This is a genomic window from Aquimarina sp. (assembly GCF_977115655.1).
Genome location: NZ_CDSBKO010000012.1, coordinates 1 through 15,044, shown reverse-complemented (window position 1 = coordinate 15,044; position 15,044 = coordinate 1). Strand labels below are relative to the sequence as shown.

At 34.2% G+C, this 15,044-nt stretch carries 11 protein-coding genes and 1 tRNA gene; all 12 read left to right on the top strand.

Features of this window, described 5'->3' with window-relative positions:
• Positions 1 to 2: 2 nt before the first annotated feature.
• The 12 genes from ACZIYX_RS07010 to ACZIYX_RS06955 all read left to right on the top strand — a co-directional run bounded on the left by ACZIYX_RS07010 (position 3) and on the right by ACZIYX_RS06955 (position 14,745).
• Positions 3 to 1,997, top strand: a complete 1,995-nt coding sequence (locus ACZIYX_RS07010) for a penicillin-binding protein (protein ID WP_462681497.1) — start codon at positions 3 to 5, stop codon at positions 1,995 to 1,997.
• On the top strand, positions 1,994 to 3,457 hold the full coding sequence (locus ACZIYX_RS07005; RefSeq protein ID WP_462681496.1) for a UDP-N-acetylmuramoyl-L-alanyl-D-glutamate--2,6-diaminopimelate ligase: 1,464 nt from the start codon (positions 1,994 to 1,996) through the stop codon (positions 3,455 to 3,457). Before ACZIYX_RS07010 ends, ACZIYX_RS07005 begins: the two co-directional genes overlap by 4 nt.
• Before the next feature lie 46 nt (positions 3,458 to 3,503).
• Positions 3,504 to 4,736 carry a phospho-N-acetylmuramoyl-pentapeptide-transferase gene (gene mraY / locus ACZIYX_RS07000; RefSeq protein WP_462681495.1) on the top strand — a complete coding sequence of 411 codons (1,233 nt, stop codon included), beginning with the start codon at positions 3,504 to 3,506 and terminating at the stop codon, positions 4,734 to 4,736.
• Between the two features lie 22 nt (positions 4,737 to 4,758).
• On the top strand, positions 4,759 to 6,114 hold the full coding sequence (gene murD / locus ACZIYX_RS06995; protein ID WP_462681494.1) for a UDP-N-acetylmuramoyl-L-alanine--D-glutamate ligase: 1,356 nt from the start codon (positions 4,759 to 4,761) through the stop codon (positions 6,112 to 6,114).
• 111 nt (positions 6,115 to 6,225) lie between these two features.
• Entirely contained in the window at positions 6,226 to 7,428 is a 1,203-nt protein-coding gene (locus ACZIYX_RS06990) for an FtsW/RodA/SpoVE family cell cycle protein (RefSeq protein WP_462681493.1), read from the top strand.
• The gene (gene murG, locus ACZIYX_RS06985) at positions 7,425 to 8,531 is read left to right on the top strand and encodes an undecaprenyldiphospho-muramoylpentapeptide beta-N-acetylglucosaminyltransferase (RefSeq protein WP_462681492.1); all 1,107 of its coding nucleotides are present in this window, start codon (positions 7,425 to 7,427) and stop codon (positions 8,529 to 8,531) included. Before ACZIYX_RS06990 ends, murG begins: the two co-directional genes overlap by 4 nt.
• Positions 8,532 to 8,544: 13 nt before the next feature.
• Positions 8,545 to 9,891 (top strand): UDP-N-acetylmuramate--L-alanine ligase, encoded by a 1,347-nt coding sequence (gene murC / locus ACZIYX_RS06980; protein ID WP_462681491.1) that lies wholly within the window; start codon positions 8,545 to 8,547, stop codon positions 9,889 to 9,891.
• Positions 9,888 to 10,607 (top strand): cell division protein FtsQ/DivIB, encoded by a 720-nt coding sequence (locus ACZIYX_RS06975; RefSeq protein ID WP_462681490.1) that lies wholly within the window; start codon positions 9,888 to 9,890, stop codon positions 10,605 to 10,607. The genes murC and ACZIYX_RS06975 overlap by 4 nt, the downstream gene beginning before the upstream one ends.
• Positions 10,608 to 10,614: 7 nt before the next feature.
• Positions 10,615 to 11,970, top strand: a complete 1,356-nt coding sequence (gene ftsA, locus ACZIYX_RS06970; protein WP_462681489.1) for a cell division protein FtsA — start codon at positions 10,615 to 10,617, stop codon at positions 11,968 to 11,970.
• A gap of 76 nt (positions 11,971 to 12,046) precedes the next feature.
• Positions 12,047 to 13,996, top strand: coding sequence for a cell division protein FtsZ (gene ftsZ / locus ACZIYX_RS06965; RefSeq protein ID WP_462681488.1), 1,950 nt, complete (start codon positions 12,047 to 12,049; stop codon positions 13,994 to 13,996).
• A gap of 155 nt (positions 13,997 to 14,151) precedes the next feature.
• Entirely contained in the window at positions 14,152 to 14,601 is a 450-nt protein-coding gene (locus ACZIYX_RS06960; RefSeq protein WP_462681487.1) for a GatB/YqeY domain-containing protein, read from the top strand.
• 70 nt (positions 14,602 to 14,671) lie between these two features.
• Positions 14,672 to 14,745 (top strand) — tRNA-Arg (locus tag ACZIYX_RS06955).
• Positions 14,746 to 15,044: the final 299 nt, after the last annotated feature.

Genomic DNA, 15,044 nt, shown 5'->3' with positions numbered 1-15,044 from the left:
TTTTGGCAACAAAAGAAAAAAACATATTAAATCGGTTGTATTTTATAGCAGCTTGTATGTTCATTTTTGCAATTGTAGTATTGGTAAAACTGGTAAATATACAATTTGTTGAAGGAGACGCATACCGTAAAAAAGCTCAGGAACGGGTTTTTAAAACTTTTGATATACCTGCAAATCGAGGAAATTTATACGATAGTAAAGGGAATTTGTTAGCAACCTCGGTTCCAAAATATGATATAAGATTTGATGCACTTACAGTAACAGACAAAGATTTTAGAGCGCATATCAAACCACTTTGCGAGTCCTTGTCAAAAGAGTTTGGTAAACCGGTATCTTATTATGATAAGTTAATAAGAACAGCAAGAGGTAATAAAAACAGGTATTTGTTGATAAGTAGAAATCTGGGATATTCTCAGTACATGAGGGTTAAGAGTTTTCCTTTGTTTGTGTTAGGAACAAACAGAGGAGGTTTAATTGTAGAACAACGTACCGTAAGAGAGCATCCTATAGGTAAAATTGCAGAACGTACAGTAGGGTATGAAAGACGAGATGAAAACGGGTACTATACCAGAGTAGGACTAGAGGGGGCTTATGGTCCTTTTTTGAGAGGTAAAGAAGGAAAAAGAAAGAAACAAAAAATAGCCAAAAACCAATGGAAACCTATTGGAGATTCCAATGAGGTAGAGCCTCAGGATGGATACGATGTGGTTTCAACAATAGATGTGAATATTCAGGACATATCGCATCATGCATTATTGGCACAATTAGAAAAATTTGATGCAGAACATGGTACCGTTGTAGTAATGGAAACCAAAACAGGAGAAATAAAAGCAATCTCTAATTTGGGACGTACAGATATCGGAAAATATTATGAAAAACTAAATTATGCTGTTGGAGAAGCCCACGAGCCGGGGTCTACATTTAAGTTAATGACAATGGTTGCCGCTTTGGAAGACAAAGTAATTGATTCAAGTTACGTTATTGATACCGAAAATGGTCGTGTAAAATTTTATGATAGGGTTGTAAAAGATTCCAAATGGGGAGGGTATGGCAAAATCTCTGTAGCAAAAGCATTTGAATTATCTTCAAATACCGCTTTTGCAAAAATGATTGATGAAAATTATAAAGATAATCCCAGAAAATTTGTAGACCGTTTAATTAATATGGGATTAGGAGAAACTTTAGGGTTGTCCATCAAAGGAGAAGGAGAACCCAAAATACCTTACCCCGGAGATAAAGATTGGTATGGTACAACTTTGCCGTGGATGGCACATGGGTACGGTGTGGCAATTACTCCTTTGCAAACATTGGCATTCTATAATGCAATAGCTAATGATGGCGAAATGGTAAAACCAAGGTTTATTAAAGAAGTAAAAACCTGGGACAAAATAAGAGAAAAATTTGATAAAGAGGTGTTGAACCCTACAATATGCTCTAAGCAAACAGCAAGAATAGCCCGCGAGATGATGAAGAATGTTGTAAAAAGAGGAACTGCAGAAAATATACGAACAAGTAATTTTGACATTGCAGGAAAAACAGGTACGTGTTGGGGGAATTACGGAAGAGATAAAGAACGGGAGTACATATCTTCTTTTGCAGGCTATTTTCCCGCAGATAAACCTATCTATTCATGTATTGTAGTTATTCACAGACCAAATAAAGAAAGAGGATATTACGGTAGTGAAGTTGCAGCCCCTGTTTTTAAAACAATTGCCACAAAAATATATAACGATATACCAGTGATAGATGAAGTGTCTTATGCAGCTGTAGAAAGTGTTCCTGTTGTAAAGAGCTATGATAAATACTATCACAATGTTCAGAAATATAAAACCATAATGCCGGATGTAACAGGAATGCCTGCAATGGATGTTATTTCGCTATTAGAAAATATGGGGTTAAAAGTAGAAATGAAAGGATCGGGAAGAGTAAAAAAACAATCTATAGAACCCGGAGTTAAAGTACAAACAAACCAAACTATAAGATTAGAATTATCGTGACAGAGTTAAAGGATATATTATACAAAGTAGCTATTAATGCTGTAGTTGGTAATACCGTTACAAGCGTTAATAAGATAGAATTTGACTCCCGAAAAGTAGGTCAGGACGATGTGTTTGTGGCAATTCGGGGTTCAGTTTCAGATGGGCATGATTTTATTGAAAAAGCAGTTAATCAAGGAGCTTTGGCAGTGATTTGCGAAAAAGTACCTGATGTTTTGGTTACAGGGGTTACTTATGTAGAAGTACAAGATACCCAATCTGCATTGGCAATAATGGCATCCAACTATTATGGTTCCCCCTCAGAAAACCTAAAACTGGTAGGTGTTACAGGTACAAATGGAAAAACAACTATAGCCACTTTATTATATGTGCTTTTTAAAAAAGCTGGTTTTAAAGTAGGGTTGTTGTCGACAGTAAAAATTATGGTAGATGAAGAAGAGTATAAAGCAACACACACAACACCAGATTCTTTAGTAATTAATTATTATCTCAAACAAATGAATAAAACAGGAGTAGAATACTGTTTTATGGAAGTAAGTTCTCATGGGATTCATCAAAAACGTACAGAAGGATTAAAATTTGCAGGAGGTATTTTTACCAACTTATCCCACGATCATTTGGACTATCACAATACATTTAAAGAATATCGGGATGTAAAAAAGACCTTTTTTGACAATTTACCACCAAAAGCATTTGCATTGGTAAATAAAGATGATAAAAATGGAGTCTTTATGCTTCAAAACACAAAAGCAAAACAATATACGTATGCTTTAAAATCGTATGCAGATTACAGAGGGCAGATTTTAGAAAACAGCTTAGGTGGGCTATTGCTAAAATTAAATGACCATGAAGTTTGGGCAAAGCTAATAGGAACTTTTAATGCATATAATTTACTTGCAATTTTTGGAACAGCAGAATTATTGGGACTCGAAACTATCGAAACCCTTCAGCTATTAAGTGATCTGCACAGTGTAAGTGGCAGATTTCAATATATGATTTCTGATCATAAAATTATAGTAATAGTAGATTATGCACATACTCCCGATGCTTTAAAAAATGTTTTAGAAACAATTAATAATATAAGGACCAACAATGAAACCCTGATAACAGTTGTAGGCTGTGGCGGGGATAGAGACAAAACAAAAAGACCGGTAATGGGTAATATTGCAGCAAAGCTTAGCAATAAAACAATTTTTACAAGTGATAATCCCAGAACCGAGAACCCTAATAAAATTATTGAAGATATAGAAAAAGGAGTAGAACCACAGCATTACAAAAAAACATTATCTATAACAGATAGAAAACAAGCAATAAAAACAGCATGTCAATTAGCTAATACAAACGATATCATACTTATTGCAGGAAAAGGACATGAGGCGTATCAGGAAATAAATGGTGAACGTACCGATTTTAACGATTTTGAAATTGTAAAAAAAGAACTGAAAAAATTAAACAAATAAACCCTTTTGTCCTCTTTTGAAAAGGAAATAAAAGGTAGGTGATTTTATGTTATATTATTTATTTGAATATTTAGAAAGTGAATACCAATTCCCCGGGGCAACACTGTTTCAGTTTATAACCTTTAGGGCAGCAATGGCAATCATACTATCTCTGTTGATTTCTACCATTTATGGTAAACGAATCATAAATTTTCTTAGAAAAAAACAAATGGGAGAAAGTATTCGCGAATTAGGATTAGAGGGGCAGGCCGAAAAAGCAGGAACACCAACGATGGGAGGAGTTATAATTATCCTGGCAACACTAATTCCTGTGCTGCTATTTGCAAAACTAGATAATATATATGTCATCTTACTGATCGTTACCACCTTGTGGATGGGAGCTATAGGGTTTACAGATGATTATTTAAAAATTAAAAGAAAAGATAAAGAAGGATTAGCAGGAAAATTTAAAATCATAGGTCAGGTAGGCTTGGGACTTATCGTAGGGTGCACTATGTATTTACATAAAGATATTACTATAAAAGAAGAGAAAGTAAAAACACAAACAGAACAAGTATCTGTAAAGGTTGGAGAAGAATCCGGATTTAATCCCGCAACAAAATCTACAAAAACTACCATACCATTTTTTAAAAACAACGAATTTGATTACTCCGATTTAATTACCTGGATTAGTCCGGAGTTGGCAAAATATGCATGGTTAATTTTTATACCTATTGTGATTTTTATTATCACAGCAGTATCTAATGGAGCTAATCTTACCGATGGAATTGATGGCCTGGCAGCAGGGTCTTCTGCAATAATGGTTTTAACATTAGCTCTGTTTGCGTGGGTATCTGGGAACATCATTTTTTCAAATTACCTAAACGTAATGTATATCCCTAATTCTGGCGAAATGACTATTTATATAACAGCATTTGCAGGAGCTCTGGTAGGGTTTTTATGGTACAATACATATCCGGCACAGGTATTTATGGGAGACACAGGTAGTTTGACTATTGGAGGTATCATTGCAGTTATAGCTATTGCCATACGTAAAGAGTTTCTTATTCCGATTTTATGCGGTATTTTCTTTATAGAAACAGTTTCGGTAATGATGCAGGTAAGCTGGTTTAAATACACCAAGAAAAAATATGGAGAAGGGCGAAGGATATTTTTAATGTCACCCTTACATCACCATTATCAAAAAAAAGGAATACATGAAAGTAAGATTGTTACAAGATTTTGGATTGTAGGGATTTTTATGGCAATCCTTGCAGTGATTACATTAAAAGTAAGGTAAGGTTTAAACAGTAAAGGAAATTGTGGATCGTAATTCAAAAATTAAAAAACGCCTCGTCGTTTTGGGAGCCGGTGAAAGTGGAGTGGGAACTGCTATTCTGGGTAAAAAAGAAGAATTTGATGTTTTTGTTTCTGATAAAGGAGTAATCACTGAAAAGTATAAAGAAGTTCTTAGAAATTTTGAAATAGAATGGGAAGAGCAGCAACATACAGAGTCTAAAATTCTGAATGCCGATGTGGTTATGAAAAGCCCAGGGATTCCTGATAAAGCAGAATTAATAAAAAAACTGCATGAAAAAGGAGTTCCGGTAATCTCCGAAATAGAATTTGCAGCAGGATACACCAATGCCCAAATCATAGGTATTACAGGTAGTAATGGTAAGACAACTACTACGATGCTTACGTATCATGTGCTCAAACAAGGTGGGTTAAAAGTGAATATGGCAGGTAATATAGGGGACAGTTTTGCAAAACAAGTAGCAAAAAATGAAGCCTCGTATTATGTACTGGAACTAAGTAGCTTTCAATTAGACGGAATAATAAAATTCGCCCCGCATATTGCAGTATTAACCAATATTACACCAGATCATCTGGATCGGTATGACTATAAGTTAGAAAACTATATAGCATCAAAATTTAGAATAGCAATGAATCAAACAGAAGAAGACTATTTTATCTATGATGCAGATGATAAAATAATAGAAGAATATTTAATAAAGCACCCCATTCGTTCAAAGCTATTACCATTTTCATTAACTAAAAAATTTGAAAATGGAACATATTTAGAAGATGGAAATATAACAATAACAATAGATAACAATAAAATAACTATGCCAACAACAGATTTAGCTTTAGAAGGAAATCACAATGTAAAAAATGCTATGGCGGCTTCTACCGTATCTCATTTATTAAGAATAAGAAAAGCCACTATTAGAGAAAGTTTAGAGAATTTTCATGGAGTAGAGCACAGACTAGAAAAAGTTTTGAAAATTAATAACGTACAATATATAAACGATTCTAAAGCAACCAATGTAAACGCAACATTTTATGCTTTGGATGCAATGAAATCAGCTACTGTTTGGATAGTTGGCGGGGTAGACAAAGGAAATGATTACTCAGAATTATATTCTTTGGTGAACGAAAAAGTAAAAGCAATAATTTGTTTAGGAGTAGATAACTCTAAAATTATTAATGCATTTGGTAATTGTGTAGATAATATTATAGAAACACAATCCATGAAAGAAGCTGTAGAATTAGCATATAAAATAGCCGAAAGAAACGAAAATGTATTACTGTCTCCAGCTTGTGCAAGCTTTGATCTTTTTAAAAATTATGAAGAAAGAGGAAGACAATTTAAAGAAGCAGTAAGAGAATTATAAAGGATTAAAGTAGTGCTGATATCCGACCTCTAAGGCACTCGAGGAGGTAGGAACACAAGATTGGTGTTGAGGAATGCAAATAAAAATACAATTTAGATAACAAAATATTAGATGACTAAATTATTGGCAAATATAAAAGGAGATAAAATGATCTGGGCTGTTTCAGCTTTGTTGGCATTATTTTCATTTTTACCCGTATATAGTGCTAGTAGTAATTTGGCATATCTATATGGAGATGGTAATACTTTTGTTTTTCTGATTAAACATTTTGCACATTTGGTTCTGGGTTTTTTGATTATGTATGGAGTTCATAAAATACCGCATCATTATTTCAAGGGACTTTCTATTATTATGATACCTGTTGTAGTGATATTGTTACTGGTTACAATGGCGCAAAACACAACTATAGAAGGAGCTAATGCAAGCAGATGGATTCGTGTGCCATTTGTAGGAGTTACTTTTCAGACCTCTACTTTGGCAGCTGTAGTTTTAATGGCTTATGTAGCAAGATATCTTTCAAAAATCAAAGACAAGACAATCTCGTTTAAAGAAACATTGCTACCTCTTTGGCTACCGGTATTTATAATATTGATTTTGATTTTACCAGCAAACTTTTCAACTACAGCAATACTGTTTTCTATGGTTATAGTTTTGGTATTTCTGGGAGGGTACCCATTAAAATATATTGCGGTGATTTTAGGCACAGGATTTCTGGTACTTACTTTTTTTATTCTGTTTGCCAAAGCATTTCCCGGGGTTTTTCCAAACCGTGTAGATACCTGGGTGAGCAGGATAGAAAATTTTGCAGATGATAAAGACACACAAGAAGACTATCAAATAGAGCGGGCAAAAATAGCAATTGCCAGAGGAGGAGTTATTGGTACAGGCCCGGGTAAAAGTGTACAAAGAAACTTTTTGCCGCAATCTTCTTCCGATTTTATTTATGCTATTATAATTGAAGAATGGGGGTTTGTAGGAGGTGTGTTTTTAATGGTGCTATATATAATGCTATTGCTAAGATTAGTAATTGTAGCACATAAAAATGTAGACGTTTTTGGAAAATTATTGGTTATAGGAGTAGGACTCCCTATAGTTTTTCAGGCATTAATAAACATGGCAGTTGCGGTAGAACTATTTCCGGTAACAGGACAAACATTGCCACTCATTAGTAGTGGGGGAACATCTATATGGATGACTTGTCTGGCAATAGGTATAGTATTAAGTGTTAGCGCCAAAAGAGAAGCAATTCTGGAAGAAGAACAAATAAAAGAAAAAGAAGAAAACCCATTAGAGGTTTTGAGTGAAGTTTTATGAGCAAAAAGCTAAAAATCATATTATCCGGAGGAGGAACAGGAGGGCATATCTACCCTGCAATAGCTATTGCAAACGAGATATGCAAAAGGCATCCGGAAGCTTCGGTATTGTTTGTTGGGGCAAAAGACCGAATGGAAATGCAAAAGGTACCAGAAGCAGGATATGAAATTGTTGGCCTTTGGATAAGTGGTATTCAAAGAAAACTTACGTTAAGCAATCTTATGTTTCCTCTAAAATTATTAAGTAGTTTATGGAAATCAAGAAAGATTATTAAAAAATTTAACCCCGATATAGTTATAGGGACCGGTGGGTTTGCAAGCGGACCTTTATTGAAAGTAGCTAATGTCAAAAATATTCCAGCAGTGCTTCAGGAGCAAAACTCATTTCCCGGAATCACTAATAAATGGTTGTCAAAAGGAGTAAACAAGATTTGTGTGGCGTATGATGGTATGGAGCAATTTTTTCCAAAAGATAAAATTATAAAAACAGGAAACCCGGTTCGTCAGGATCTGTTAAAAACCAAAGATAAGAGAGATCAGGCAATTTTAAAATATAACCTAAACCCAAAAAAGAAAACAATTTTGGTAATAGGAGGAAGTTTAGGAGCAAGAAGAATCAATCAATTGATAGAAAAAGAACTTGATTTTTTTAATAAAAAAGACGTTCAGCTAATATGGCAATGTGGCAAACTATATTATTCAGAATATAAAAAATACACCAATCAAAAAAATGTACAAGTCCTTCAATTTATAGATACTATGGATCTGGCGTATGCAGCAGCAGATGTAATTATCTCAAGAGCAGGAGCCAGTTCTGTTTCAGAATTATGTATTGTAGCAAAGCCAACATTGTTTATTCCCTCACCAAATGTAGCAGAAGATCATCAGACTAAGAATGCAAAAGCTGTTGTGGATAAAGATGGAGCTTTGATGTTAAAAGAAAGTGAGCTTGAAGACAAATTTCAGTACACGATTTTAGAGATGTTAGAATCAAAAGAGTTGCAAGATAAATTGTCAAAAGCAATAAAAGAACTGGCATTGCCCAATGCAACTATAGATATTGTTGATGCAATTGAAGAGATAATGAAAAATAAAATTAAGTAGAATTAAAAGGTAGATGAATAAAAGTTTAGAGAACATACAGAATATATATTTTATAGGTATTGGAGGGATTGGCATGAGCGCTCTTGCACGATACTTTAAGTCTCTTGACAAAAATGTGGCAGGATATGACAAAACTCCGGGCAAGATAACCTCTGATTTAGTAGCTTTAGGAATCCCCGTTCATTTTGAGGACAAAATAGATCAGATTCCTGAAGAATTTTTAAATATTGAAGACACCTTAATAATATACACTCCTGCAATTCCAAAAGACCATAAACAATTTGTGTATGCTAAAAACAAAGGCTTTTTTATAAAGAAAAGAGCCGAAGTTTTAGGAATTATTACCAAAGGAGTATATACACTTGCTGTAGCAGGTACACATGGCAAAACTACCACTACAGCTATCCTTGGGCATTTGCTAAAAGAATCCGGGGCAAAAATAACCGCTTTTTTAGGAGGAATAAGTGAAAATTATAACTCTAATTTAATCCAGGAAGGCAATGAAGTAATTGTGGTAGAAGCAGATGAGTTTGACAGATCTTTTTTGCAACTATACCCGGATATTGTAGCAATAACCTCTATGGATGCCGATCATTTAGATATTTATGAAAAAGCAAATGCATTAGAAGAGTCTTTTGTAGAGTTTTCTCAAAGGGCAAAAGACCACCTTTTAGTTCGTAATGGCCTACCACTTTCAGGAATTACATTTGGTATCGAAGACGATTCTGATTACTGTATTAAAAATATAAGAATCAATAATGGAGCATATATTTTTGATTTAAAAACACCTCAGGAATTTGTTAAAGATTTGCATTTAAACCTGCCAGGTAAACACAACTTGTTAAATGCTGTTACAGCCTTTGCTATAGCGATGCTTTATGGCTCCCCGACCAGCTCTTTAGCAAAGGCTTTATTTTCGTTTAAAGGAGTGCAAAGAAGATTTAGTTATCAAATCAAAAAGGAAAAAATGGTGTATATAGACGATTATGCACACCACCCCACAGAGATTAATGCATTATATCAGGCAGTAAGAGAAATGCATCCGGATAAAAAAGTACTGGCAATTTTTCAACCACATTTGTATAGCCGAACCAGAGACTTTGCTTCAGACTTCGCTCAAAGCTTAAGTCAATTCGACCAATTATTGCTTTTGGATATATATCCGGCAAGAGAACTGCCAATTGCAGGTGTAAATTCGGACTGGTTATTGAGTATGGTAGATATGGTAGATAAAAAAATAGTAAAAAAAGATAACCTGATAGCAGAAATAGTAAATAGTGATGCTCAGGTAATTTTAACTATTGGGGCAGGAGATATTGGAGAAGAAGTAGGCAAAATAAAAGAAGCTCTTTTAGCATGAAAAAGAAAATTTTCACATACCTGAAATTCATTGCCTTATTAGGGGTTGTAATTATTCTTTTTGCTTTTACCAATAAACGTAATAAACAAAGGAAAATTAATAAAGTACTCGTAGAATTTATTGAAGAACAAGATCCCTATATAAATGAAATAACGGTTAATAAATTGTTAATACAAAATCATAATAGGGTAACAAACGTGGGCAAAGAAATTTTAGTTTTGAATACTGTAGAAAAAGAATTAGATGCACACAGAATGGTGGAATATTCAGATGTGTATCTTACTGTAAATGGAGAACTTAGGGCAAAAATAAAGCAGCGTACCCCAATCGCAAGGGTGGATGCTGTTACTCCTTTTTATATTGATATTACAGGAAATGTAATGCCTTTGTCAGACACCTATTCGGCACATGTGCCAATAGTTAGTAATGTTTCAGAGCGAGAAATATCTAATGTGTTTCCATTGTTAAAAAAAATTCAGGAAGATGAATTTTTAAAAAAACATGTTGTAGGAGTATACCTTAATACAGATGGAGATTATGAGTTGGACTTGCGGGTATATACATTTAAGTTAGTTCTGGGAAAAGTAGAAAGTTTAAATAGTAAGATTAGAAATTTTAAAGCGTTTTATCAAAAAGCATTAAAAGATAAAAGCCTTGATGCATATAAAAAAGTTAGTTTACAATTTAGTAATCAAGTAGTGTGCACAATAAAATAGTACCTGTATGGAACGAGAAATAAATGAAATAGCGGTAGGATTAGACATAGGGACAACAAAAATTGTTGCTATGGTAGGAAAATACAACGAGTATGGCAAGATGGAAGTATTGGGTATTGGCAAATCTAAAAGCTTGGGGGTACATCGTGGCGTAGTAAATAATATAACCCAAACAATCCAGTCTATACAACAAGCAGTACAAGAGGCAGAAAGTGTGGCAGGAGCAAAAATCAGCAATGTTACTGTTGGTATAGCAGGTCAGCATATTCGTAGTTTACAACATAGCGATTATATTACCAGACCAAATGCAGATGCAGTTATAGACGAAGATGATATAGAAAAATTAATCAATCAGGTGCATAAATTGGTTATGTTGCCAGGCGAAGAAATTTTGCACGTTTTGCCTCAGGAATATAAAGTAGATGGTCAAGCCGAGATAAAAGAACCGGTAGGGATGTACGGAGGAAGGTTAGAAGCTAATTTTCATGTAGTAGTAGGGCAGGTAACCTCTATTCGTAATATAGGAAGATGTGTTAAAAGCTCTGGATTAGAGCTGTCTGATGTAACACTCGAACCCTTGGCATCTGCCAATGCAGTACTAAGTCAGGAAGAAAAAGAAGCAGGGGTAGCATTAATTGATATAGGAGGAGGAACAACAGATCTTGCTATTTTTAAAGATGGCATTATCCGTCATACCGCTGTAATTCCTTTTGGAGGAAATGTTATTACAGAAGATATCAAAGAAGGATGTTCTATTATTGAAAAACAAGCAGAACTGCTTAAAATAAAATTTGGATCCGCATGGCCCGGGGAAAACAAAGACAATGAAATTGTTTCTATCCCGGGACTTAGAGGCAGAGAACCAAAAGAAATTACTTTAAAAAATTTATCCAAAATTATTCATGCCAGGGTAGTAGAGATTATAGAACAGGTTTTTTTGGAAATAAAAAACTATGGGCACGAATCCCCAAAGAAAAAACTAATAGCAGGGATTGTGCTTACAGGAGGAGGATCACAGCTTAAACACCTAAAACAATTGGTAGAATATATTACAGGTATGGATACCAGAATAGGATACCCAAATGAGCATTTGGCAGGCAACAGTAATTCCGAAACTACAAGTCCTATGTATGCAACCGCTGTAGGATTGGTAATGGATGGTTTAACGCACATGAAAAGGCAAAAAAAATTAAATAAAAAAGAAACCATAATCAACGAACCGGTAGTCGAATTAAAACAAGACATCGTAGAAAATAAAACAGTTGTCGAAGAGGAAATTCCAAAAGTAAATCTAAAACCAAGGAAGAATATTTTAGAAAAATGGACAGAGAAATTTAAGGAATTTTTGGATAATGCAGAATGAAAAATAATAAAGAGCAGCTTTTAACAAAGCAATAAAAATATATAAAAGTAGTAGGAGAACCAGAAAATTAGCAATTATGAGTAATAACGAGGAATTCGAAAATATTTCGTTTGATTTGCCCAAAAATCAATCTAATGTGATCAAAGTAATCGGAGTAGGGGGAGGTGGTAGCAATGCTATTAACCACATGTTTCAACAAGGAATTAAAGGAGTTGATTTTGTAATCTGTAATACAGATGCCCAAGCGTTAGAAAATAGCTCCATTCCAAATAAAATACAATTAGGGGTTTCATTGACCGAAGGATTGGGAGCAGGGGCAAACCCCGAAGTAGGAGAGCAATCTGCTGTAGAGAGTTATGAAGAGATAAAAAGGATGTTGGATACCAATACCAAAATGGTTTTTATCACTGCAGGTATGGGAGGAGGAACTGGTACCGGAGCAGCTCCAATTATAGCTAAAATGGCAAAAGAGTTGGATATTTTGACCGTTGGTATTGTAACGATCCCTTTTCAATTTGAAGGACGTATGCGTAATGAGCAAGCCCAATTAGGTGTAGAAAAACTACGTGCTCATGTAGACTCTCTAATTGTAATAAACAACAATAAGCTTAGAGAAGTTTATGGTAATCTTGGGTTTAAAGCCGGTTTTTCTAAAGCAGATGAAGTTCTGGCCACAGCATCCAGAGGAATAGCAGAGGTCATTACACATCATTATACCCAAAACATAGATTTACGAGATGCTAAAACAGTACTAAGCAATAGTGGTACAGCAATTATGGGGTCTGCTAATGCCTCTGGTAATAAACGTGCTCATGACGCTATAGTAAAAGCTTTGGACTCCCCTTTGCTTAATGATAATAAAATTAATGGCGCTAAAAATGTACTTTTACTAATAGTATCGGGTAAAGAAGAAATTACTATAGACGAAATAGGAGAAATTAACGACCACATCCAACAGGAAGCAGGACATAGTGCTAATATCATTATGGGAGTTGGAGAAGACGAATCCTTAGAAGATTCTATCTCGGTTACAGTTATTGCCACAGGATTTAATGTAGAACAACAAGACGAAATTGTAAATACCGAAACTAAAAAAATTATCCATACTCTCGAAGATGAACAAAGAGCTACAGTACAAGATTTATCTCCTAAGTCTACAGCTACACGTACATCATTGCCTGTAAAAGAGGAAATAATAAAGCATGAACTTATAGAAGACGAAGAAATAGATAAGGATACAGACCTTATACCTACTACAAATTTATTAAAAAATATAGACGTTTCTTATGAAGTAGTAGACCCTTTTTCTGTAGACAGTGATTTTGTGATTATTAATGCACAAGATATAATTAAACAAATCGAGGTCAACGATGAAAAAGAAATAAATGAAGAGCAAGAAAAAAAAGATCAATTTGCATTAGCTTTTGATATGCCGGTTGAAGGAAATAAAGAAGAGCCAGAAAAAGAAATTAAATCTTTTAAACAACCTGTTGCAAAAATAGAAGAAGAAGAAGAAGGACCTGTTGTTTTTGATTTAAGTGATGATATCTTAGATTTAGAAGTTAAAGATCCAATAGAAGTTGTTCCTGTTGGAGAGACAAAACAAGGAGGGGTTCGCAGGTATAGTCTCGAAGATTATATGGAAGAGGAAAAACGATTGACCGAAGCAAAACCAATGCAAACCATACAGGAAGACAAAGAAATTCTTTTAGAAAAGAAAACTATTGTTTCGATCCCTCAAACAGAAAGTACAGAAGATATAGATCCTGTAGATCAGCCAATTTCTGAAACGTTAAAAGCCAGAGCTGCAGAACGCAGAGCTAAGATGAAAGAATTTAATTATAAATTCAGAAATAGTTCAAATATTGATGAAATAGAAAAAGAACCAGCGTACAAACGAGCAGGGATAGATGTGGATACCAGACCCGGTAATTCTGGATTATCCAGGACTTCTTTAGGACTAGATGGTAATGATGATATCCAATTACGTAAAAATAATTCTTTTTTGCATGACAATGTAGACTAAATACAGAGATGTAAATTATCTGTTTTTGGAGTTTTATATAACTGTAACAAGAAAACTTAAAAATTCTTGTTGAAATAAAATTAAACTGGTAATCTTAGAGTAGATTACCAGTTTATTTTTATCTTCGCAGACCAAAAGATCAAAAATAAATTATCATGAGTTTAGAGCAAAAGGTGATGACAGCAATGAAAGAAGCTATGAAAGCTAAAGATGCCAATGCATTAACATCACTACGTGCAATAAAATCAGCTATATTGTTGGCTCAAACAGAGAGCGGTGCAAAAGAAGAACTTACAGAAGATCAGGAGTTAAAACTATTGCAAAAGCAAGTTAAACAACGAAAAGACAGTGCAGCTATTTTTGCTGAACAAGGGCGTAATGATTTAGCAGAGCCAGAATTAGCGCAAGCAGCCGTTATCGAGCAGTTTTTGCCAGAACAGTTAAGCGAAGAAGATATCGAAAAAGTAGTAGTTGCTATCATTGCAACAACAGGAGCAGAAGGAATGAAAGATATGGGTAAAGTAATGGGAATGGCAAATGCTGAATTAACAGGGAAAGCAGACGGAAAAACGATATCTGCAATAGTAAAAAATAAATTATCATAGTTTTATAATAGACCTCACAGGTTTCGAAAACCTGTGAGGTCTATTATAAAAAAAATAAAAATAACAAAATGGCCGCGTGGCGCAACTGAATAGCGCATCAGATTTCGGCTCTGAGGGTTGGGGGTTTGAATCCCTCCGCGGTCACAAAAGAGGTAAGCATTAGACTTACCTCTTTTTATTTATCTTGAAATCAATTAGTTATATGTAAATTGATTCGATTTTTGCCTCATCAGGTTATATTTCTTAAAATCGATAACTAATTGATTATTAGTAATGAAAAAGTTTGATATTTTCCCGTTTAGGTAAAAAATTAGCTCCCTCTTTAATTCTATTTTACTAAAAATATAAGATAATTTTCTCATTTGTAATTCATTGTATATGGTCTTTTTTTAAAGTTCTATTATATAATGATATTGGAAATTAGAGTGACCTTTACTTTATAT

Bases quoted from the DNA above. Each gene is read 5' to 3' on its own strand.
- mraY (WP_462681495.1), top strand. From the start codon at position 3,504: ATGTTATATTATTTATTTGAATATTTAGAAAGTGAATACCAATTCCCC.
- ACZIYX_RS06990 (WP_462681493.1), top strand. From the start codon at position 6,226: ATGACTAAATTATTGGCAAATATAAAAGGAGATAAAATGATCTGGGCT.
- murG (WP_462681492.1), top strand. From the start codon at position 7,425: ATGAGCAAAAAGCTAAAAATCATATTATCCGGAGGAGGAACAGGAGGG.
- murC (WP_462681491.1), top strand. From the start codon at position 8,545: ATGAATAAAAGTTTAGAGAACATACAGAATATATATTTTATAGGTATT.
- ACZIYX_RS06975 (WP_462681490.1), top strand. From the start codon at position 9,888: ATGAAAAAGAAAATTTTCACATACCTGAAATTCATTGCCTTATTAGGG.
- ftsA (WP_462681489.1), top strand. From the start codon at position 10,615: ATGGAACGAGAAATAAATGAAATAGCGGTAGGATTAGACATAGGGACA.
- ftsZ (WP_462681488.1), top strand. From the start codon at position 12,047: ATGAGTAATAACGAGGAATTCGAAAATATTTCGTTTGATTTGCCCAAA.
- ACZIYX_RS06960 (WP_462681487.1), top strand. From the start codon at position 14,152: ATGAGTTTAGAGCAAAAGGTGATGACAGCAATGAAAGAAGCTATGAAA.